Source organism: Pseudarthrobacter sp. PH31-O2 (assembly GCF_030063265.1).
Classification (GTDB): domain Bacteria; phylum Actinomycetota; class Actinomycetes; order Actinomycetales; family Micrococcaceae; genus Arthrobacter.
Genome location: NZ_JASIST010000005.1, coordinates 22,795 through 43,125, shown reverse-complemented (window position 1 = coordinate 43,125; position 20,331 = coordinate 22,795). Strand labels below are relative to the sequence as shown.

Here is a 20,331-nt window from a genome sequence, read left to right as displayed (position 1 = left end):
CGTCCGAGCACCGCTGCCCGCGGCTCCTTAAGAATTCCCGAGAATGGGCCCGAAGTTGACCCGGTCAGCCAGCCGGGGATCCTCCCGGTCAGGGACCACCATGACGGGGCCCTTGGCATGATGGAGGATCCCGTCTGAGGTGGAACCGAGCATCATTCCGGCGAAGCCCCCGCGGCCGCGGGTGCCGACAACCACCAGTTCCACCTGCCGGCTGGCTTGGACGAGGATGTCCACTGGCGAACCGTCGACGAGTTGGGTCTCCACGGTGAGCCGGGGAAAGTGGCTTCTGATCCAGGCAGTGCCCGCGTCGAGTTGCGTCCGGATATCGGCGAAAAGCGCCTCGCGGTCCATCGGCGCCGGGACCCATGCCAGCGACCCGCTGTACTGCGGGACGGCGCACACCACCCGCAGCGGCGCGGAGAGCCGTTCCGCCTGCGCGGCCGCCTCCATTACCGCCACCCGGGCCTGTTCGGAGCCGTCGACGCCGACCACCACCACGTTTTCGATCGGTACGTGCCCGGACTTCGACTGTTCCGCCAGGACATGCTTGTCGACAGTCGTCTCGCCCAGGCGGTCGGCGCAGACCAGGGGAACCGTGACCGTCGGACATTTGGCGTGCGCCGGCAGTGCACTGCTGACGGATCCGAGCAGCCGTCCGACGAAGCCACCCCGGCCGCGGGTGCCGAATACCAGCAGCTCAGCGGTTTCGGACATTTCCAGCAGGACGCCGGATGCGTCGCCGTTCTCGACCGAGGCATCGACGTCGATCTGGTACCCGGCGACCTTGTTCACGGCCTGCTTCAGGATGGCCTCCGCGCCTTCGCGGATCACCGAATCGTCCACCGTCGCGTAGCCGCCGTCGAGTCCGGACGCCGCAAAGATCGGCACTGAATAGGCGGTCACGATGTGCAGGGGACGCTTGCGGCGCTGCGCCTCGCGGGCGGCCCACACGAGGGCGCACTTGCTGTGGTCTGAGCCGTCGACGCCGACAACGATCCCCCGCGGAGCCTCGGGCTTTTCGGGGGAATCCCCTGCCGGATCCGGATGCACCTGTTCTGGGCCCATGGGGTCCGCCTCCTCGCGATTCTTACCTGATGTTGCGGCTATTCTGCCAGACGCGGCCCGGATGCCGCGTCCGCTGCCGACGTGCCCGAAGATTCTGCGGCTGAAACCGCTGATTTCGCCGACTTTTCGCGGTTTGCGGGGCGGAAGAAGCTGCCGGAAGCTCCGGGCGGCGCCTATCTCCTGCTGGGCCTATCCACGGCAGGAAATGTTGGGTAGTCTTCGATTCGTTGCTGAACCGAGACTCGTGTTTCAGAACCCGGAACTTGTGTTTCAGAACCCGGGACCCGAGGGAACCGTGGTCGACGCGGTCGGGGATACCCGTCCGGGGCACCTGCCCGGCAACTGGCACGATTCGAAGAGAGGCCCTGCAGTGTCGAGCACGCCAATGTCCGCCGATATCGAACGCACCGCTGCCATTGTGATCGGCACCGGCTTGTCCGGGCTCGCAGTGGCGAGTGAGCTGCAGCGGCGCGGGGTGGCTTCCATCATTGTGGACGGGCTCGATCTGCTGGGTGCCGGCCACCCGGCCAACGCGTCTTCCCTGCAACGTTGCGACGCGGCCGACGCCGCCAGTTTGCAGGAACGCAATGAGATCCTCCGGCACCTGCGGAACTACGCCGCCAGCCACAAGTTGGACGTCCGGACCAATATCCGGGCACTGCAGCTGGACCAGCTCGACGCCGACGGGCCCACCCCGCGGTGGGCTGTCCGCACGCCCGGCGGGATCCTGCTCGCGGATCATCTCGTCCTGACCCGCTGTGCCCACAGCCAGCTGCGCAGGATGCTTTCCGAGCTCGGCGTGGCGGCCGGACAAAGCCTGATGGCGGCCATGCACGCCCTCGGGATGTACCTGGTGGGGGTGGGCGAACTCATCACCCCGACCCCGAAGGAAGTCCTGCGTCAGGCGAAGGTGGTGGGCCAGGCGATCTCGGCCAAGGTCTACCCCGATGGTTTTTCCTCGCTGGTGCCCGGCAGCTACGCTCTGGCGGCGCCGGCATAGGCAGTCCTAGTTCCCGTTTTCGCTCCGGTCGGCCGCCTGGCTGCTGACAGTCCCACCCTGCTCGTCACGGCCGGCCAGCCGGCGCTTGGCCATCAGGGCCAAGGCCACCACGATGCCGATGGCAGTCCCCACGAAGATCACAATGCTCCAGGGGAACGGCTCGGCAGAACCGACCGGCTGCTCCGGCGCCGTTGTGACGCCCGGCGCGGCGGTTCCCATCGTGGGGACTGCGGCCGCCGACGTTGAGCCCGCTGCTCCCGCCGTGGCCGTAAAGGTGAAGGTGCCTTCAATGGGGTGGCCGTCCGAGCTGGCGACCCGCCATGCCACGGTGTACGTCCCGGCAGGGGCGCCGGGCTTGAGCCGCTGCGCGGCGACGTTGTCCACGATCTCGACGGCGCCGTCGGCCCAGTTGGCGCCGTCGCCGGTGTTCACAACGATCTGTGCACCCAATCCCAGCGGATTCTTGCTAAACGTCACCGACACCTGCGTTGGCGGTGTGGCCACCGTGGCGCCGGCGGCCGGGCTGGTGGACTCCGCAACGTCGTGGGCCGAGGCCGGCGCAACGGCGCCCAGCAGGACGGCGGCGAAGATTGCGGTGCCCAGCAGGGCGCTCAGAAACTGTCGGGTGAGGCGCATGGAAAAGGCTGCTCCTAGTGTTGGGTTCCTTACAGACTAGGCGAAATGGGCCGGACGCTGCGTGCCCGCCTAATAAGATTCAGGTAACCATCCACATCCCCCGGAGGACCAATGCTTAAGCAGGGCTCTGCACTCGACCGGTATTTCATGATCTCCGCACGGGGGTCAAACTTCTCGCGCGAGATCCGCGGCGGGTTCGCCACGTTCTTCGCCATGAGTTACATCGTGGTTTTGAACCCGCTGATCCTCTCGGGACCCGATTCCTCCGGCGCCACCCTCGGCTTCCCGGCGGTCGCGGCCGTCACCGCCTTTGTGGCCGGCATCCTGACCATCCTGATGGGAGCCTGGGCCAAGCATCCCTTCGCGCTCGCGACGGGCCTCGGCGTCAATGCCTTTGTGGCCGTCACCGTCGCCACGAACCCGGGCCTGACCTGGCCGGACATGATGGGCCTGGTGGTCCTCTCCGGCGTCACCATGCTGATCCTGGTCCTGACCGGCTTCCGCACCGCCGTGTTCAAGGCCGTCCCGGAAGGGTTGAAGACCGCGATCGTGGTGGGCATCGGCCTGTTCATCGCCCTGATCGGACTGGTTAACGCCGGCTTCGTCCGGCGCATCCCGGACGTCGCAGGCACCACGGTCCCCGTCGGCCTCGGCTTCGACGGCAAACTGCTGGGCTGGCCCACGCTGGTGTTCGTCGTCGGGCTGGTCCTCACCATCGCCCTCGTGGTCCGCAAGGTCAAGGGCGCCATCCTGATCGGCATCGTCACCTCCACGGTCCTGTCCGTGATCCTGGAATTCACGCTCCACATTGGTCCCAGCTTCGACGGCAAGAACTTCAACCCGCAAGGCTGGTCCCTTGTGGCGCCCAAGTTCACCGAATGGGCCGCGCCGGACCTGTCCCTGATCGGCAAGGCCAACCCCTTCGGCGCCTTCGAACACCTCGGCTTCGTCGCAGCGACCCTGCTGGCCTTCGTAATCCTGCTGAGCATCTTCTTCGACGCGATGGGCACCATGGTGGGCCTGGCCACCGAAGCCGGCACCATCGACAAGGACGGCAACATCCCCAATGTGGACCGTGTGCTGCAGATTGATGCCCTGGGCGCGATAATCGGCGGCGGCGCCTCCGTCTCCTCGAACCAGATCTACGTGGAATCCGGCGCAGGCATTGGCGAAGGTGCCCGCACCGGCCTGGCCTCGATCGTCACCGGCCTGCTGTTCCTGGTCGCGATGTTCTTCACCCCGCTGATCAACCTGGTGCCGTTCGAAGCGGTGGCCCCGGCGCTCGTCGTTGTGGGCTTTATGATGGTCTCCCAGGTCGGCAAGATCGACTGGCAGGACTGGGGCATCGCGATCCCGGCGTTCCTGACCTTCACGCTGATGCCGTTTACCTACTCCATCGCCAACGGCCTCGGCGCCGGCTTTATCTCCTTTGTGCTGATCCGGCTGGTCCAGGGCCGCGGCCGCGAAGTGCACCCGCTGATGTGGGCCGTCGCCGCGGCGTTCCTGCTGTTCTTTGGGATCGGCCCGATCGAGGCTGCGCTGGGCATCCACTAAGGAACCCCCGCACCTCCTCGCCTACCCGCCCGCCGAGATGGCATTTCGTGGCAGTGTCCCCCGGGAACATTGCCACGAAATGCCATCTCGGCGCCGTTAAACGTGCAGGTTCCGGGATTTCGGACAGCACGGCGGCGGCGCGGCTGGTTTTTCGGCCCCGGCTGCGGTGAGCTAGGGGCATGGTTCCTCCCCTGCCCGGCGTTAATGTCCCCCCACAGCCCTGGACCGGGCGGTTCGACGGGGACGGCCCCGAGGACCGGCGCTGGTGGCAGGCCGTCACCCCGTATGCCCCGCGTCCTGTCCAGGCAGCATCAGGGCGCCCCGCGTCCGCGCGTCCGGCGGTGATTCTTGGTTTCGGCAGCGACGCCGGGGTCCGCCGGAACAAGGGCCGGACCGGGGCAGCGTCGGCCCCCGCCGCGATCCGCTCCGCGCTCGGTCCGCTCGCTTTCCACCTGGGCCGGGACGTCCACGACGCCGGCGACGTTACGGTGACCGGGGACGCCCTGGAGGCCGGACAGGCCCGTGCCGGGGCCGCCATCACCGGCTTGCTCGATGACGGGCAGTTGCCCGTGGTGCTCGGCGGCGGGCACGAGACCGCGTTTGCGAGCTACTTGGGCGTGGCCGGCTCCGCTGCGGTGCGCGGCGGCCTGCGTGTTGGCGTCCTGAACCTCGATGCCCACTTCGACCTCCGCGACGAGGCCCGGCCGAGCTCCGGTACCCCGTTCCTGCAGATGGCCCGGACGGAAGCCGCCGCGGGGCGGGAACTGAGGTACGCCGTCCTCGGAATCTCCGAGCCGAACAACACCAGGGCGCTCTTCCGGACCGCCGCGGAACTCGGCGTCGAGTATCTGCTTGACGAGGACTGCTCAGCCGGGAATGCCCAGACCTTTGTGGCGGCCTTTTTGGCGCAGCTGGACGCCCTGTACCTGACGATCGACCTGGACGTCCTCCCGGCATCGGTGGCGCCCGGGGTCAGCGCCCCTGCGGCGTACGGGGTACCGTTGCCTGTGATCAGCGCGGTGTGCCGCCAGGTGGGGGCGAGCGGGAAGCTCCTGCACCTGGATGTCGCGGAACTGAACCCGGATTTCGACATTGACGGCCGCACCGCGAAGGTGGCCGCGCGGCTGATTAATACACTGCTGCGGTAGGCGCTTCGCGGACTTCCGCGGGGGCGTCCGGTGTCCGCTGAAGCATCCGTTCCAGCACCCCGCTGATGTGCCGGAGGATCTCCTCGCCCGCCAGCACCCCGGACGCCGCGGTCACTGTCAGGTTCGCGCGGGTAAATCCGTCCGAGTCCAGCTCACCGTGTGCCGGACGGACGGCCAGGTCCGCCATTTCCAGGAGTCCGGCATCGAGCCGGGAGTCGCCGGCCGCGATGACGATCCCGCCACCGTTCCGGCGCCGCACTTCGGCGACGGCGGCTTCCTTGGTGATCGGGACCGGCACGCAGTACAGCTTGCGGCCCTGCAGGGACGTAGTCCAGCCCCGGTCAAGACACCAGGCCGCCAGTTCTTCCAGATAACCGGCAGAAAGCGCGTCCCGGTCGACGATCGAATAGGCAAAAAGATCCTCCGCCGTCCGCACCCGCAGGATCCCGGAAACGGCCGCCGCGCCGGTCAGATGTTCCAGGACCTCGCCCAAGGGGGCGCACTGTCCCCGGATCGAGCGCTGGATATGGGCGGACCAGTCAGGGTCAGGCTGCCCGTGGTCCAACAGCACGGCCCCGTTTGTCGTCACGGCATACCCGCTGCCGCTGCCGGGCAGCCGGACCCGGGCGAACTGGGCCTGGGTGCGGGTAGTGACCGGGACAAAGTGGCTGCGCTCCACAATCCCCGCCAGCAGATCCTCGGCCGCCCGCGTCATAAATGACAGCGGCGCCGCGTTATAAACTTCCGAAACCACCATCCGCGGCGCCGCGTCGTCGGCGCCGGGGAGCGCCATCGAGTTCGCCGAGTAGATCAGGGTCCGGTCAAGGTCGCTCGCCACAATGGCTGTTGCCCGCGGCTGCGGATGGATTGACGGACTCATACGTCGATCACACTCTTTCCGTCGGCACCGGTAGCGCCAGGGGTATGGATGGGATGGATCAGGCCGACGCAGCTGTACGGCAGCCCCGGCACTTCCACCACCTCGACTCCCCGCTGGTGCGCAAGGTGCAGCACATGGCCGATGTCGGCCGCCGCGTCCGGGCGCACAAGGACCTTCCAGGGCACGCGCCGGAGCAGCACACGCGTGGTCTCCCCGACTCCCGGCTTAACGAGGTTCACGTTGTTGATTCCGAAATCCCTGCTGATGCGCTCGACGGCGGACCATCCCGACCAGTCGGGCTCCGGGAGCTCTTCCACCCTGGCCGGTGCTGCGGATGCCGCCGCCAGCACGTCGTCCCGGACCGCTGGGAAGTGCGCCGTGACGGCGTCCAGGAACGTGGTGGACACGTCGCTGGACGCGAGGTGGGCGTAGAACTTCGCCCCGTGGAAATCGCCGGGGCCGATCAGTTCCCGGTTAAAGACGGTGCGTGAAACGAGCCCGGAGACTGTGGAATTCAGGCAGGCCGAGGGAACCAGGTAGTCCTCCCGGGTGCCAAAAATCCGGACACAGTGCCCCGGATCCGCCAGGACCGCCAGATCCGGCCGGAAGGAAGCGGCGTCTGTTTTCCGAAAGAGCGCGACGGCGTCCGCCAGTTCGCGGGCGATCGCGCCTTTGCCGGTCCAGCCGTCGACGAACATGATCTGTTCCGGCTGGTGCCGTGCGGCGAGGTAGCCGAGCGCCGTTTGATCCATGCCGAGCCCGCGCACGATGCTGACCGCATAGTGCGGGAGGTCGAGGCCATGGATGTCCCGGGCCCAACGCTTCATCAGGATCCCCACGGGTGTTCCGGCCCGGGCCAGCGAGACCAGTACCGGGGCGTTGCCGCGCAGCCTCAGGACCTGCTCCGTAAGGGCCCCGACGGCGTGCGCGAGCCTGGCCGCCGAGCTCTCCAGCGCCTGATGGAACAACACCGCGTATTCAGCCGAAGGCTCGTACTCCTGCGGCAACGATTCCGCGTAGCTGGCCTTGCCGGACTGGATGGCCGCTTCGCGCTCCGCCGTCGGCGCCTCCAGCCGTGCGAAACTCAGATCCTTCAGCAGCCACTGCACGTCGCTGGCCGCGTACGAGCCGAAGCCGGGGCCGGCAAGCGGCGCCGGAAACTGCTCCTGGCGGGGAAGCAGCACCAGCCTGACGTCGGAGCCGGCGCCGGCCACGGCCTCCGCGATCCGTCCGGGGGCTGTGAGCCCGTCGACGGGCGTGCCAGGCTCAGCCATGATGACTACCGTGTCGAAGCGTCCCCCGGGGTGCGCGAAGTTGTAGGCGAACCGGGGCCCGGGGCCGTCCGGCGGCCCGTCGCCGCTGTCAAAAGCCAGGGCTGATCGGATCGCGTAGCCCGGTTCGTCCATGGCCGCGACCGGGCTCCTGGTACTGGTCGAGTACCGGACGTCAACGCCGGGGAGCAGTTGCTGCAGCCGGAGCGCCACGGCCAGCGGCAATGCCATGAATTCCTCCGTGGCAAGCACCAGCAGCCGTTCCCCCGGCCCGGCGCCCGCGCCAAGGTCCGCTGCGAGGGCCGTTGCGATGTCGCCTGCCTGCCGGGCATCCGGCCTGCCGGCAACGCCGAAGCGTCCGCTCCTGACCGGCGGGACGACGTCGTTCAGGTCCAGTTGCCGGATCTTCCCGATGCTGCAGACGGCGGGTTCCGGGACCGGGGCCGTTCGGATCAGTTCAGCCGCGTCGGCCGCCAGTGTCGCCGGCAGCCGGATGCTGCCGTGAGCCAGGGCGACGGCGCTGACGGCGCAGCCCAATTCCCCGGCCAGCTCCGCAAGCCGCGTCCTGGCGGCCGCTGAACGCAGGTCAACCAGCGAGGCGACGACGTAGCGGCTGTGCGGGGCCTTGCGGTGCAGCTCCCGGATGGTGTTGATGATCGTCTCGCCGGTGCTGAGCTCGTCATCGACCAGGACCACCGTCCCGGCCAGGTCCAGGGCGGCGTGGCTGGTTGGCAGGAGCCGGTGCGAGGTGGCATGGGAATGCGATTCCTCGAAGACGCCGTAGGGCGCCGGGGCGAGGCTGTCCCCGGCGAGCCGGGTGGAGTGGATGTAATAGCTGTCCAGCTGCTCTGCCACCAGCTGCCCCAGCCCGGTGGCGGTCTCTGCGTAGCCGATCGTGGCCACGCCGGTAAACACCGCCCGTTCCGCTTCCAGCTGGTCGCAGAGATCCATGGCGGCAGCGGTCCTGGCCCGCCGCGTTTGCTGTTGCTGCCGGGCGTCCACGTCCGGGGACGGGGCCTCGCCGGAGGGCGCCGGGGCCGGGGCCAGGAGTCCTGCCAGCGCTGCGGCAGCGTGGTCGATGGCTGCCCGCAGCGGCCCGGCCGTCCCGGTGCCGCCGCCGCGGGCGCTGCCAGCTGCGCCCGGGGCGTCCGCCTGCAGTTCCGCCCGGACCAGGAGACCGAGCAGGCGGCCGGCCGCCGTCGTGATCCCGGGTTCGGTGGGCACGTGCTTGGCGAGCACACGGGATACGAGCAGGTGGGCACGTTTGGGGTTGCGCCGAAGAGCCAGCCCCACCAGGGTTGGCACCGGCAGCAGGCTGTCCGGTGCGGTTTCGATGTGGACGGCCAGTGCGTCGCGCACATAGCTTCCATGCCAGGAACCTTCGGTCCGCCGCGCGCTCATCGCATGCTCGCTTCGAGCAGGTCCACAAACGTGACACCGGGCCTGGCGACTCCGAACGCACGGGCGCGCAGCAACGTCCGCTCGGCCCAGGCCCGGTGCGGCTTCGCTTCGTTCATTTTGTTGCCGTACGACGAGGCCTTGGCGCCGCCGCCGGGGTCTCCGGCAATGTCCAGGGCGTCAAGGTACTCCTCATGGCTCACCACGGACAGGGAGTGGACCACTGGCACATGGCTCGGATGGATCACTGTCTTGCCCAGCAGCCCGTTGGCCTGGTCCAATTCGATCTCGCGGATGAGTCCGTCGAGGTTCTCCGTCAGGAGCCGCTTCCGGAGTTCTCCCTCGTTTGCGGCCTCAAAGGGGGTGGAGCGCAGCTGCGGCCGCAGCACCCGTTCCGTGTTGACGAAGTGCTCCCACACGGGACCGGAGATGACCCAGCCGTCCTCCGGCCGGCCGAAGATGTTAACGATGTCGCCGATGACGCTGGCCACGACCTTCACGTGATAGATCGTCAGGTCACGGGAGCGCCGCAGCCCGAAAGCACTTGACATGTCCGTTGCGCCGATACGGATGCAGAGGACCGACGCGCGGAACTCGTTGACGAGCGCCAGGTTGTCCGTCAGCACACGGACCCGCGATTCCAGGTGGGTGGTAGCCGGGTCCTCGATGATCGGCATGGCCAGCAGCGGGGGCCGCTGCGGATCCCCGGCGCGGCCGGAATCCCGGTTTAACTGCTGCAGCGCTTCCATAAAGGCCCGCGCCCGCCCGGTTTCGTTCTCAAATTTGGGCAGCACAAACCCGTAGACGGCGCACAGCGCCGCACCGGCCCGGCGTCCCACATCCAGCAGTTGCTCCGGTGTCCGGCAGCGGATGAAGATCAGCGGCAGCTCGTCCGGCCGGTCCGTGGCAGCAAGCTCGGTCAGCGCGGCCAGGAGATTCTCCTCGGCCGCCGGCACCTCCCCGTCCGGCACGGCGTCCTCCAGGCAAATGACTGTGCTCACGCAGCCTGCCGCTGTCTGCTTGCGGATTCCGCCGGCCAGGTCCTTCCGGGTGGCCGGCGTGTAGAGGGTGGCCCCCATCGCCACGGCCAGCAGTCCGGGATCCGATGCCCGGTCCAGCGCCTCGGGCCGCACATGGAACAGCCGCTCCTTGACGGACTCTGCCAACGCTCTGAAATGCTGCATAATCCCCTTAGTGATAGCTGCGGGTGTGGTGCCGGTCCGGCGCCGCACTAGTGTCGCAGAACGCGCTCATCCAGCGGTAACGTCATGCTGAAGCCGAACCAGGTCCACACGGCCAAATCGGATGCATCGGCCGGAACGAACTCGGCACGCAGTTCAAGGACCGCGCCGATGCGGGCGAGGTAGAGCACCGTCCGGAGCCCGGCGTCGTTCCTCGGCGCAACCGCCGCAGCCGCCCCGTCGAAGACGCCGATGGTGAGCGGGGTCTCGCCCGCAATGAACAAGGCCCGGCGGAGCTGCCGCACGTGGCGCAGGGCCACCACCCCGGCCCCGTCCTGGAGACCGGCCAAGGGACGGTTCCCGGGCGTAGTGACCGAGGTTCCCGCCCGGTGCCCGCCACTGTGGTGCGCCCCGGTGGTGAAGTGTTCATCCTCCCACGCGACCGAGCGGGCCCCGGTCACCAGAAGCGAGCCGATCGCTGACTGCCGGGCATTCAGGCGCACGACCGGGTGTGCCTGGTCCAGTTGTCGGAGCTCACCGAAGGCGGGTGCAGGGAAGGGCTGCCCGGGCTTCGGAACGCTGGACTGTGTCGCCGTCGCGGGGCGGTCCTTCGCCGGCGGGGCACCGCCGGGCCGGAGCTCAAGCCCTGCACCCGCAGCCGGGGCGCCGGCACCTTGCCGGCCGCCGCCGTGCGCGGCCGGAACAGCAGCCGGGGCCCTGGTCCCGCGGGTTCCGAGACTCAGGCTGGCCGCTGCCGCTGCCGGTTCAGCGGACGGTTCAGCGGCCGGCGCCACCGCCTGCTGCCGCGTGGCCTGGGGCCTTTGCCTGCGGCTGAGATAGTCAAGGTCCGCCCTGGGGGCGTTGCGGTCCCGGACCACGTTAGAGCTTCAGCCGGAAGTCGGCGGCAACTGCCGCCAGCCCGGTTTCGTAGCCCTGGCCCACGGCCCGGAATTTCCAGCCTCCGGCGTGCCGGTACAGCTCGCCAAGGATCATGGCGTTGATTTTGTCCAGGTTGACAGGCGGAACCTGGAAGCGGAGCAGCTCACGGTCCTTCTCGTCGGCGATCCGAAGATAGGTGTTCCTGACGGCGCCGAAGGTGCCGGGCCCGCGAACATCCGGGTCGATGTAGATCAGTACCGCAATTTTGCTGACGGCCTCGGGTACCCGGTTGAGGTCTACGTCGATCTGCTCCTGGTCCTCTGTGCCGGCAAACGCGATGCTGCCCTCGGGACTGGCGAGCTGGTTGAAGAACACAAGATGCTCATCCGAGACAGCATGCCCGTCCGGTCCACACATAATGATCATGGGGACCGGTTCGGATTGCGGACCGCGGCTGGGCACCGTGTCCCAGCCGATCCCCAGCAGCACCGTCCCCAGGCCCGGGTTCTCTGCAGTGAGGGCGGCGTTGCTGCCCGCGACCATTGAAGCCACTAGTGTCCTTCCAAGCGAAGACCGTCGACGTTGAATTTATCCCTGAGGAACTGGCCGTGAACGGCGAGTTCCGTGACGGCCCCCGTCCGGACCTGGTTGTCCAGGTTGCCGACGGTGGCGTACAGCGTGTCCAGCTGGTCGAGCAGCACAGCGGTGTCGGCGGAACCAGTCTCCCGCGCCGACGCCGACAGCTTCAGGTAGGCGCGCAGCGGGGACGGCAGGTAATCGGTGATGATCGCGTTCAGCAGCACCCGTTGTTCGGTGGAGGCCCCGGAGCTGACAATGTAGCCGATCAGCGCGTTCAGGGTGTCCAGTAGCAGCAGGATTTGGGAGACCACCAAAGTGGGCAGTTCGGCGCCCCTGCCCAGCACCGTCCGGCGCAGATCGTGCAGTGCCGCCTCCGTGACGGCCAGCTCGTCCGCCGCAGGATCAGGGGCTGCGGACTCCGCCCCGGGCAAGCCGGCGTCGGCAGCGGAACGGGGACCCGATCCGCTGCCGAACAGTGAGCCTAAGAATTTTGCGACCATAGCCCGTAAGCCTATTGCTCAGGACTGGCGGCCGCTAATTCCCCTCCTGCTGGCGGACCCGGTCCAGGTACGGACGGGCGCGCTCCAGGCCCGATTCAAGGGCATGGACTGTGCCTTCCATACTCTTGTTGGCTTGGGACCGGAAGGTGTCGATCGCGTCCATGGTTTGGAATACGTTGTCGAACGCCTTCTGCAGGGTTTCGACGCTGACACCGGAACTCGCGGCCTGCTGGTGGATGCGGCCGGTCTGATCCTTGAGCATCTCGCTGGTCTTGAGGATCATGTTGTTAGTTGTGGTGTTGATCGCATCGATCTGGTCCAGGACCATCTTCTGGTTGGCCAGGGCCTGGGCCACAATAACTGCTGTCCGCAGCGCCGAGATGGTTGTGGTGCGGGCCCGTTCCACGCCCTTGATCAGCTCGGTGTTGTTTTTGCGGATCATGTCGATGGCCAGGTAGCCCTGGACCGATACCGCCAACTGCGTAAGGATGTCCTGGTGCCGCTGCCGGATGGGGAACAAAACATCCGAATCGAGCTTGCCGGCCTCGTCCAGCTGGCCCGACACTTTCATTTCATCGACCTTGGCAGCGGTGGCGGCGTCCAAAGCCTTCGCGAAAACGGCGTACTCGCTCAGGCCCTGCATGGTCTCCCAGAGCTGGGTTTTTTCCTGCGCCAGGGAGGCATTGTCTTTCAGCAGCGAGTCCTGCCCTGCCATCAGCGACTTGATGATCTTGTCCAGCTGGGTCTGGGCCGACTCATACTTCTGGAAGTATTTGGCCAGTTTGTTCCCGCCGGGAATGATGCCGAGAATTTTGCGGCCAACACTCAAATCGCTGTGGTTCGGTGTGAGATCCTCCACTGTGGAGCGGAGTTCGCCGAGTGTGGACGCCACCTGGACCTGGGCACTGCTGCCCGATTTCTTGGCGCCGGCCAGGGACGTGGACGACCGTTCCAGCAGGCGGCTGGAGGTATTTGCGGACGCCACCAGCTCCGCGCCGCCGAGCCGGTTGATGCCGTCGATCTTGCTGGTGTATTCGGGGCTGTGCGGGTTCATCGCCGCGATCTCGCCGATAAAAGCGCGCGCCTGGGCGTTGATCTCCTGCTGGCGTTCGGCGGGAACCGGCACCATCCCCGGCGCGTCGTCTTCCTTGACGATGCTCAGGGGTTCAGGGGCGTTCAGTACCAGCGCAGCGGACGTAGCTTCCGGGGGTGTGAGTTGCATGCGTATCGTTCTCCTTCTGTGGTCGCAGGTCAGCCGAGCTGGACGCCGAAATCGGCGGCAACACCTGCAAGGCCGGTGGCGTAGCCTTGGCCCACCGCTTTGAACTTCCATTCACCGTTGTTTCGGTAGAGCTCGGAGAAGATCATGCAGGTCTCCGGCGCTGCATCTTCGCTGAGGTCATAACGCACGACTTCCGCGTCGGTCTCCTGGTTCACGACCCGGCAATAGGCGGCGCGCACCTGGCCGAAGTTCTGGCGGCGGGTCTCTGCCTGGTCAATCGAGACCACAAAGACGATGCGCTCAACATCAGCGGCCACACCGGAGAGCTGGACCGCTATGACCTCGTCGTCGCCGTCGCCCTCGCCGGAACGGTTGTCCCCCTGGTGGACTACCGAGCCGTCGGCTGCTGCCGGCTGGTTGTAGAAGATGAAATCCGCGGAACTGCGGACCTTTCCGTCGGCGCCGAGCAGGAGCGCGGAGGCATCCAGGTCGAACGCATCGCCTGTGGTCGTCCGGGGATCCCAGCCCAGCCCGATCAGAACCTTGTTCAGCCCCGGATCGGTCTTGGTGAGCGAGAGGTTACTGCCTTTGGTAAGGGTCAAGCCAGCCATACTTTTTCTCCTCGTTCGGTCTGTGTGGTGGTGCTGACGGGCCCGGCTACGCGGGCCCCAGGTGCTAGTCCAGTACGATGCCGAAGTCCGTGGCGACACCGTGAAGGCCGGCAGCATAGCCCTGCCCCACGGCGCGGAACTTCCATTCACCGTTGTTGCGGTAGATCTCGGCGAAGACCATACACGTTTCGGCGGCAGCATCCTCGGTGAGGTCGTAGCGGACCACTTCGTTGTCGGTCTCCTGGTTCACGACCCGGCAGAAAGCGTCGCGCACCTGCCCGAAATTCTGGCGGCGGACCTCGGCCTGGTCGATTGAAACGACAATGACGATCTTCTGGATTTCCGGTGAAACGGCATCAAGATCGATCAGTACCTGCTCGTCGTCACCGTCGCCCTCACCGGTGCGGTTATCGCCCTGGTGAACGACCGATCCGTCGGCGGACGAGAGCTGGTTGTAGAAGATGAAATCGTCATTGGAACGGACCTTGCCGTCAGCCCGGACAAGCAGCGCCGAGGCGTCCAGGTCAAACTGTTCCCCGGCCGTTGTCCGCGGGTCCCAGCCGAGGCCGATCATGGCCTTGCGAAGCCCGGGGTCCGCTTTTGTCAATGAAAGATTGCTTCCCTTGCTCAGGGTCAGGCTAGCCACGTGGTGCTCCTTAGGTGCTCTGGTACTGAACGGGAATCAGAGGGCGGCGGCAGCGGCGCCGAGGACCTCGCCGGCGGTCCTGCCGTTGGCGGGGGCGCCGATGGCCGTGAAGTTCCAAACACTGCCGTTGCGCGAGAGCTTGGACATAACCATTGCCGTGTTCGGTCCCGACTCCGTGAGGGCGTAGCGGGCGACCTCCGGGCTACCGGCTACCGAGTCGTCGATCACGCGGCAGAACGCATTTTCGACCATATTGAAGGTCTGCTGGCTGTAGCTCGTGATGACAAAAACAATGTGCGCGACCGCCGGGGAGACCCCGGGCAGGTTCACCATCAGGGTCTCATCGTCGCCCTCGCCGGCGCCGGTGAGGTTGTCACCGGTGTGGCGGATGGCGCCGTCCTTGCTGGTGAGCTGGTTGAAAAACACCGTGTCGAGGTGAGTGCCCGCGGCGTCGAACATAAGGGCCGACGCGTCCAGGTCGATCTCGACGGTTTTGGTGCCGCCGAAGAAGCCCCGCTTCGCCGGAACCGCGGAATCCCACCCGAGCCCCAACCGGACGTTGGTCAGGGATTCACCGTTCTGCTTCGTCAGGGACAGTGACTGGCCTTTTTTCAAACTCAAACCCATTGCCGTACTCGCTTTCCTTGGTGGTGGTTGTGGATCCTGAAGCGTGGACTAGCTGCCCGCGTCAGTTGGTTGCAGGCTGCCGTGCTCGCCGGCAGCGGTGGCGCGCCGATTGCGCCGGATCGAGCCTGCGAACGCGGCGCCGATGAAGACCACCCCGATCAGGCCGGTGACGACTTCGTTGATCGGGACCACGATGGTGACCAGCAGGATGACCGCCAGCGCACCAATGGCCCAGTGCGCGCCGTGGTCGAGGTATTCGAACTCATCAAGGGTGCCTTGCCGGACCAGGAAGACTGTGAGGGAACGGACGAACATCGCGCCGATGAAGCCGAGTCCGAGGGCAATGATGATCGGATCCGAGGTGATGGCGAAGGCGCCGATGACTCCGTCGAAGGAGAACGAGGCGTCAATGACTTCCAGGTAAAGGAAAAGCATAAAGGCGGCCTTGCCAGCCACTTTGGCGGCACCGGTGGGCCCGGAATGGACCACGGCGTTGGCGTCGTCCGCGTCTACATCGCCGTCCTGGTCGACGTCGAACAAGTTGCCGAGGCCGTTCACCAGGAAGTAGGTGATGAGGCCCAGCAGCCCGGACAGCAGCACAATTCCCTGCTTGTCTCCCGAGGCCGCGCCGGCGATTGCCAGGGCAACCAATCCGGTAATAAGGGACGCGCCTTCAAGCTTGCCCAGCCGGGCCAGCGGAATCTCCAGGAACTTGATCCACTTGATCTCACGATGAGCCATGATGAAGTCCAGGAACAGCATCAGCAGGAACATACCGCCGAAAGCCGCGATCTGCGGGTGCGCCTCGTGCAGCACGTAACCGTAGGTGCCGGGCACCGTGGGATCGCCCTTTTCCATCGCGAGGCTAACAGCCTCCACCGGGTTCAGTTGCGCGGTGACGCCCACGATTAGGAGCGGGAACAAGATCCGCATGCCAAAGACTGCGATGATGATGCCCACGCTGAGGAACATTTTCTGCCAGAACGGGTTCATCCGCTCGAGGATGCGGGCGTTGACAACTGCATTGTCAAAGCTCAGGCTGATCTCCAGGACACCCAGAATGAGGCAGAGAATCAGGGCTTGGGGGCCGCCATAGAGAAAGGCGACCACCAACGCAATGCTGGTGATCGCAAACGACCAACCGAAAGTCTTCAAAAACACGCTGGAACAACTCCTGGACCGATGGTCCCGTCGATCCGAGAACGACGGGAAGGCGAAAATGTCCCGGAAGCTATCCCCAAGACTTCGTGCCCCTATCTTAGCCGCCGGGTCTGCCCCTATCCAGCGTGTCCTCCCGCAGCGCAATGGCGCCGGCACTCAGCTTTCTGCGCGGACAAGCACGAGACGCGGCTAACTACGCCGGACCTGAACGCCGTCGGATTTTAAGAAGAGCTGGGCCTCGGACGGGTCCGCCGCGAGCAGCCAGAAAACACTGCCGCTTAATGAGACTTCCTCGATTTCACCGGCCGCCAAAATCTGCGCGTTTTTGATGACTTCGACCCGGTCACCGGCTTGCAGGCTCCGCCAATCGGAAACCGTACTGGCCGATGCCAGGCGCCTGGTCATAACCGTCCCGCGTGCTTTCATGAACGTCTACCCCTTTGTATTGGTTCGTGCTCACAACTTCATTGTTGTGATTTCCCCTTTGTACTACACTTCCCGGGCCCCCGCCCGCCGTGTTGCCGTCTATTTCGGGGGCGCCGGAAAATGTCACCCGTCCTGCACTTTGTTTGCTTTCAGGCAAGATTCCCCACCGCGGATTCGGCGGCCGCCCGGACCTTGCCCGAGGCAACAAGGTGATCTGCCGCCTCCAGTTCCGGCGAGAGGAAACGGTCCGTACCCGGGCCGTCGACCACGTCGCGCACGGCCGCGATCACGGCCGCCGCCGCGGGGCCGGGACTCAGCTGGCCGCCGGAGAGCTGGCTGCGGATGTCCAGCGCCCGCGTTGACGTCACCAGCTCGATCGCCAGCACCCGGCGCAGGTTCTCCACCGCACGGCGGAGCTTGCGGGCCGCGTGCCAGCCCATCGACACGTGGTCCTCCTGCATCGCGGAGCTCGGGATCGAGTCCACCGACGCCGGTACGGCCAGCCGTTTGTTGTCCGAGACCAGCCCGGCCTGGGTGTACTGGGCGATCATCAGGCCGGAATCAACGCCGGGGTCAGCGGCCAGGAAAGCAGGCAGCCCGTGCGAGCGGGCCGGATCCAGCATCCGGTCCGTGCGGCGCTCGGCGATCGAACTCAGGTCCGCGACGACGATGGCCAGGAAGTCCAGTACGTAGGCCACCGGGGCGCCATGGAAGTTGCCGTTGGAGCTGACCCGGCCGTCGGGCAGCACCACCGGGTTGTCGATCGCCGCGGCCAGTTCACGGGAGGCGACAAGTGCGGCGTGGTCCACGGTGTCGCGGGCGGCGCCGGCCACCTGGGGTGCGCAGCGCAGCGAGTATGCGTCCTGGACCTTGGTGTCGTTGATCCGGTGCGAGGCCACGATCGGGGAATCGGACAGCACCCGGAGCATGTTGTCCGCGGCGGCGGCCTGGCCCGGATGCGGCCGCAGCGCGGCGTGCAGCTCGGGCAGGAACACCTGGTCCGTGCCCAGCAACGCCTCGACACTGAGTGCTGCCGTAATGTCCGCCGTCGTGAGCAATTGCCGGAGGTCCGCGATGGCCATCAGCAGCATGCCCAACATACCTTCGGTGCCGTTGACCAGGGCCAGGCCTTCCTTCTCGGCCAGGGTGACCGGTTCAATCCCGTGCGCGGCGAGGAGTTCAGCAACCGGACGGCCGCCCTTGGCTCCGTACAGCTCGCCGTCGGGACCCATCGCTTCGCCTTCACCCATCAGGACCAGGGCGCAGTGCGAGAGCGGCGCAAGGTCACCCGAGCAGCCAAGGGAGCCGAATTCGCGGACCACCGGGGTAATGCTGGCGTTCAGCACATCCACCATGGTCTGCAGCACCACGGGGCGAACGCCCGTCCGGCCGGAGGCGAGGGTCTTGGCGCGCAGGAACATAATGCCGCGCACCACCTCCCGCTCTACGGCCGGGCCCATACCGGCGGCGTGGCTGCGGATCAGCGACTTCTGCAGCTGGGTGCGCAGCTCGTTCGGGATGTGCCGGTTGGCCAGGGCGCCGAAGCCGGTAGAGATGCCATAGGCCGGAGTTCCGCTGTGCGCGAGGTTGTCGATGTGGGCGCGGACCTTGGCGACGGCGTCGAGGGCTTCCCGGGAGATCACCACGTGGGCGCCGTGGCGGGCGACGGCGACAACATCCTCGGGGGTGACACCGCTGGAGCCGAGGGTGACGGTGAGTGGTTCGTGGGTGGAGACTTGCGAGGTTCGGGAGTTCGTGGGGAGGATCGTCACTTTGTGGTTCCTTCGTTCATCGGGATGCGGACGCCGCGCTCGGCGGCAACCTCGACGGCGCGGTCGTAGCCGGCATCGACGTGGCGGATCACGCCCATCCCGGGGTCGTTGGTGAGCAGGCGTTCGAGCTTCTGCGCGGCGAGGTCCGTGCCGTCCGCGACGGAAACCTGCCCCGCGTGGATGGAGCGGCCGATGCCAACGCCGCCGCCGTGGTGGATGGAGACCCAGGTGGCACCGGAGGCGGTGTTGAGCAGGGCGTTCAGCAACGGCCAGTCGGCGATCGCGTCGGAGCCGTCGGCCATCGCCTCGGTCTCGCGGTACGGGGAGGCGACGGAGCCGGAGTCGAGGTGGTCGCGCCCGATCACAATCGGCGCCTTGACCTTGCCCTCTTTGACCAGTTGGTTGAACAGCAGCCCAGCCTTGGCGCGGTCGCCGTAGCCCAGCCAGCAAATGCGCGCCGGCAGGCCCTCGAATTCGACCCGTTCCTGCGCCGCGTCGATCCAGCGGTGCAGGTGCTTGTTCTCCGGGAAGAGTTCCTTGATGGCCGCATCCGTGACCGCAATGTCCTCGGGGTCGCCGGAGAGCGCCACCCAGCGGAAGGGGCCAAGGCCCTCGCAGAACAGCGGCCGGATGTAGGCCGGGACGAAGCCGGGGAATTCGAAGGCCCGGTTGTAGCCGCCCTTGCGGGCCTCGTCGCGGATGGAGTTGCCGTAGTCGAAGACCTCGGCGCCGGCGTCCTGGAATTCGACCATGGCCGCCACGTGCCTGGCCATCGAGACTTGGGCCTTTTTGGTGAAGCCTTCCGGGTCGGCCGCGGCCTCGCGGTGCCATTCCTCCACCGTGACACCCTCGGGCAGGTAGCTCAGGGGGTCATGGGCGGAGGTCTGGTCCGTGACGATGTCGACCGTGAGCTCGCCGGCACGTTGGCGGCGCAGGAGCTCCGGAAAGACCTCGGCGGCGTTGCCGACGTAGCCGACGGACCAGCCGCGGCGTTCCTCCTTGGCTTTGAGCACCTTGGCGATCGCGGCGTCGAGGTCGGTTTCCACCTCGTCGAGGTAGCGCTTGCCGGCCCGGCGTCGGAGGTGGCTTTCGTCGACGTCGACAATCAGGCAGGCGCCGTCGTTCAGGGTGACGGCGAGCGGCTGCGCGCCGCCCATGCCGCCGCAGCCGCCGGTGAGGGTCAGGGTGCCGGCGAGGGTGCCGTCCTCGTCCCCGGTGAGCTTGCGGGCGATCGCCGCGAAGGTCTCGAAGGTGCCCTGCAGGATGCCCTGGGTGCCGATGTAAATCCAGGATCCGGCGGTCATCTGGCCGTACATCATCAGGCCCTCGGCCTCGAGCCGGCGGAATTCGGGCCAGGTGGCCCAGTCACCGACGAGGTTGGAGTTGGCCAGCAGCACGCGCGGGGCCCATTCGTTGGTGCGGAAAACGCCGACCGGCTTGCCGGACTGGACCAGCAAAGTCTCGTCCTTTTCCATGGTTTCCAGGGTGCGGGTGATGGCGTCGAACGCGGCCCAGGAGCGGACGGCGCGGCCGGTACCGCCGTAAACTACGAGGTCGTCCGGGCGTTCGGCCACCTCGGGGTCCAGGTTGTTCATCAGCATGCGCAGCGGGGCTTCGGTCTGCCAGGACTTGGCGGTGAGCTCGGTGCCGCGGGCTGCTTTGACCGGGCGGGCACCGGTGGTGAAATCGGCGGGTGCCATCAGGGGCTCCTTTGTTCTGTTGCTGGTTTGGGGATGAGGTTCTGTATCAACTAAAGCTTGTCCGGAGCCCCGGAA

The 20,331-nt window shown here is 66.7% G+C and carries 19 protein-coding genes; 3 read left to right on the top strand and 16 right to left on the bottom strand.

Features of this window, described 5'->3' with window-relative positions:
• Positions 1 to 27: 27 nt before the first annotated feature.
• Entirely contained in the window at positions 28 to 1,065 is a 1,038-nt protein-coding gene (locus QMG72_RS09310; RefSeq protein ID WP_226773430.1) for a universal stress protein, read from the bottom strand.
• 385 nt (positions 1,066 to 1,450) lie between these two features.
• On the opposite strand from QMG72_RS09310, the gene QMG72_RS09305 reads away from it, so the two are divergent.
• A complete protein-coding gene (locus tag QMG72_RS09305) occupies positions 1,451 to 2,065 on the top strand; it encodes an NAD(P)/FAD-dependent oxidoreductase (protein ID WP_283480327.1) in 615 nt (204 codons plus the stop codon).
• Positions 2,066 to 2,071: 6 nt separating this feature from the next.
• On the opposite strand, the gene QMG72_RS09300 is transcribed toward QMG72_RS09305, so the two are convergent.
• Positions 2,072 to 2,701: a copper resistance CopC family protein gene (locus QMG72_RS09300; protein ID WP_283480326.1), complete on the bottom strand. Its 630-nt coding sequence runs from the start codon at positions 2,699 to 2,701 to the stop codon at positions 2,072 to 2,074.
• Between the two features lie 111 nt (positions 2,702 to 2,812).
• Between QMG72_RS09300 and QMG72_RS09295 the strand changes: the two genes are divergently transcribed.
• Together QMG72_RS09295 and hutG are read left to right on the top strand one after the other, a co-directional pair.
• Positions 2,813 to 4,255: an NCS2 family permease gene (locus tag QMG72_RS09295; RefSeq protein ID WP_253031409.1), complete on the top strand. Its 1,443-nt coding sequence runs from the start codon at positions 2,813 to 2,815 to the stop codon at positions 4,253 to 4,255.
• 179 nt (positions 4,256 to 4,434) lie between these two features.
• Entirely contained in the window at positions 4,435 to 5,403 is a 969-nt protein-coding gene (gene hutG / locus QMG72_RS09290) for a formimidoylglutamase (RefSeq protein ID WP_283480325.1), read from the top strand.
• Here hutG and QMG72_RS09285 read toward each other — a convergent pair.
• From QMG72_RS09285 to hutU, 14 genes are all read right to left on the bottom strand, one after another.
• Entirely contained in the window at positions 5,384 to 6,283 is a 900-nt protein-coding gene (locus tag QMG72_RS09285; RefSeq protein WP_226773435.1) for an HAD family hydrolase, read from the bottom strand. The genes hutG and QMG72_RS09285 overlap by 20 nt on opposite strands.
• Positions 6,280 to 8,913, bottom strand: coding sequence for a phosphoribosyltransferase domain-containing protein (locus QMG72_RS09280; RefSeq protein WP_226773436.1), 2,634 nt, complete (start codon positions 8,911 to 8,913; stop codon positions 6,280 to 6,282). The genes QMG72_RS09285 and QMG72_RS09280 overlap by 4 nt, the downstream gene beginning before the upstream one ends.
• Before the next feature lie 38 nt (positions 8,914 to 8,951).
• On the bottom strand, positions 8,952 to 10,136 hold the full coding sequence (locus tag QMG72_RS09275) for an HpcH/HpaI aldolase/citrate lyase family protein (protein WP_283480324.1): 1,185 nt from the start codon (positions 10,134 to 10,136) through the stop codon (positions 8,952 to 8,954).
• Between the two features lie 47 nt (positions 10,137 to 10,183).
• Positions 10,184 to 11,011 (bottom strand): hypothetical protein, encoded by an 828-nt coding sequence (locus tag QMG72_RS09270; protein ID WP_283480322.1) that lies wholly within the window; start codon positions 11,009 to 11,011, stop codon positions 10,184 to 10,186.
• Position 11,012: 1 nt separating this feature from the next.
• Complete coding sequence (locus QMG72_RS09265; RefSeq protein WP_283480453.1) at positions 11,013 to 11,555, bottom strand: TerD family protein; 543 nt, start codon at positions 11,553 to 11,555, stop codon at positions 11,013 to 11,015.
• Positions 11,556 to 11,563: 8 nt separating this feature from the next.
• Entirely contained in the window at positions 11,564 to 12,091 is a 528-nt protein-coding gene (locus tag QMG72_RS09260; protein WP_282359523.1) for a hypothetical protein, read from the bottom strand.
• Positions 12,092 to 12,125: 34 nt separating this feature from the next.
• The gene (locus QMG72_RS09255; RefSeq protein WP_226773440.1) at positions 12,126 to 13,313 is read right to left on the bottom strand and encodes a toxic anion resistance protein; all 1,188 of its coding nucleotides are present in this window, start codon (positions 13,311 to 13,313) and stop codon (positions 12,126 to 12,128) included.
• Between the two features lie 29 nt (positions 13,314 to 13,342).
• Positions 13,343 to 13,924 (bottom strand): TerD family protein, encoded by a 582-nt coding sequence (locus QMG72_RS09250; protein WP_226773441.1) that lies wholly within the window; start codon positions 13,922 to 13,924, stop codon positions 13,343 to 13,345.
• A 64-nt stretch (positions 13,925 to 13,988) separates the two neighbouring features.
• A complete protein-coding gene (locus QMG72_RS09245) occupies positions 13,989 to 14,570 on the bottom strand; it encodes a TerD family protein (RefSeq protein ID WP_226773442.1) in 582 nt (193 codons plus the stop codon).
• Positions 14,571 to 14,606: 36 nt separating this feature from the next.
• A complete protein-coding gene (locus QMG72_RS09240; protein WP_226773443.1) occupies positions 14,607 to 15,197 on the bottom strand; it encodes a TerD family protein in 591 nt (196 codons plus the stop codon).
• Between the two features lie 48 nt (positions 15,198 to 15,245).
• Positions 15,246 to 16,358: a DUF475 domain-containing protein gene (locus QMG72_RS09235; protein WP_226773444.1), complete on the bottom strand. Its 1,113-nt coding sequence runs from the start codon at positions 16,356 to 16,358 to the stop codon at positions 15,246 to 15,248.
• 189 nt (positions 16,359 to 16,547) lie between these two features.
• Positions 16,548 to 16,784: a hypothetical protein gene (locus QMG72_RS09230; protein ID WP_226773445.1), complete on the bottom strand. Its 237-nt coding sequence runs from the start codon at positions 16,782 to 16,784 to the stop codon at positions 16,548 to 16,550.
• 149 nt (positions 16,785 to 16,933) lie between these two features.
• Entirely contained in the window at positions 16,934 to 18,556 is a 1,623-nt protein-coding gene (gene hutH, locus QMG72_RS09225; protein ID WP_226773446.1) for a histidine ammonia-lyase, read from the bottom strand.
• Positions 18,553 to 20,256, bottom strand: coding sequence for a urocanate hydratase (gene hutU / locus QMG72_RS09220; protein ID WP_282359522.1), 1,704 nt, complete (start codon positions 20,254 to 20,256; stop codon positions 18,553 to 18,555). The genes hutH and hutU overlap by 4 nt, the downstream gene beginning before the upstream one ends.
• Between the last annotated feature and the right edge of the window lie 75 nt (positions 20,257 to 20,331).

Coding starts and splice junctions, on each gene's coding strand:
- hutU (WP_282359522.1), bottom strand. CDS start 20,256: ATGGCACCCGCCGATTTCACCACCGGTGCCCGCCCGGTCAAAGCAGCC.
- QMG72_RS09230 (WP_226773445.1), bottom strand. CDS start 16,784: ATGAAAGCACGCGGGACGGTTATGACCAGGCGCCTGGCATCGGCCAGT.
- hutG (WP_283480325.1), top strand. CDS start 4,435: ATGGTTCCTCCCCTGCCCGGCGTTAATGTCCCCCCACAGCCCTGGACC.
- QMG72_RS09300 (WP_283480326.1), bottom strand. CDS start 2,701: ATGCGCCTCACCCGACAGTTTCTGAGCGCCCTGCTGGGCACCGCAATC.
- QMG72_RS09265 (WP_283480453.1), bottom strand. CDS start 11,555: ATGGTCGCGGGCAGCAACGCCGCCCTCACTGCAGAGAACCCGGGCCTG.
- QMG72_RS09260 (WP_282359523.1), bottom strand. CDS start 12,091: ATGGTCGCAAAATTCTTAGGCTCACTGTTCGGCAGCGGATCGGGTCCC.
- QMG72_RS09255 (WP_226773440.1), bottom strand. CDS start 13,313: ATGCAACTCACACCCCCGGAAGCTACGTCCGCTGCGCTGGTACTGAAC.
- QMG72_RS09295 (WP_253031409.1), top strand. CDS start 2,813: ATGCTTAAGCAGGGCTCTGCACTCGACCGGTATTTCATGATCTCCGCA.
- QMG72_RS09250 (WP_226773441.1), bottom strand. CDS start 13,924: ATGGCTGGCTTGACCCTTACCAAAGGCAGTAACCTCTCGCTCACCAAG.
- QMG72_RS09285 (WP_226773435.1), bottom strand. CDS start 6,283: ATGAGTCCGTCAATCCATCCGCAGCCGCGGGCAACAGCCATTGTGGCG.
- QMG72_RS09240 (WP_226773443.1), bottom strand. CDS start 15,197: ATGGGTTTGAGTTTGAAAAAAGGCCAGTCACTGTCCCTGACGAAGCAG.
- QMG72_RS09275 (WP_283480324.1), bottom strand. CDS start 10,136: ATGCAGCATTTCAGAGCGTTGGCAGAGTCCGTCAAGGAGCGGCTGTTC.
- QMG72_RS09310 (WP_226773430.1), bottom strand. CDS start 1,065: ATGGGCCCAGAACAGGTGCATCCGGATCCGGCAGGGGATTCCCCCGAA.
- QMG72_RS09305 (WP_283480327.1), top strand. CDS start 1,451: ATGTCCGCCGATATCGAACGCACCGCTGCCATTGTGATCGGCACCGGC.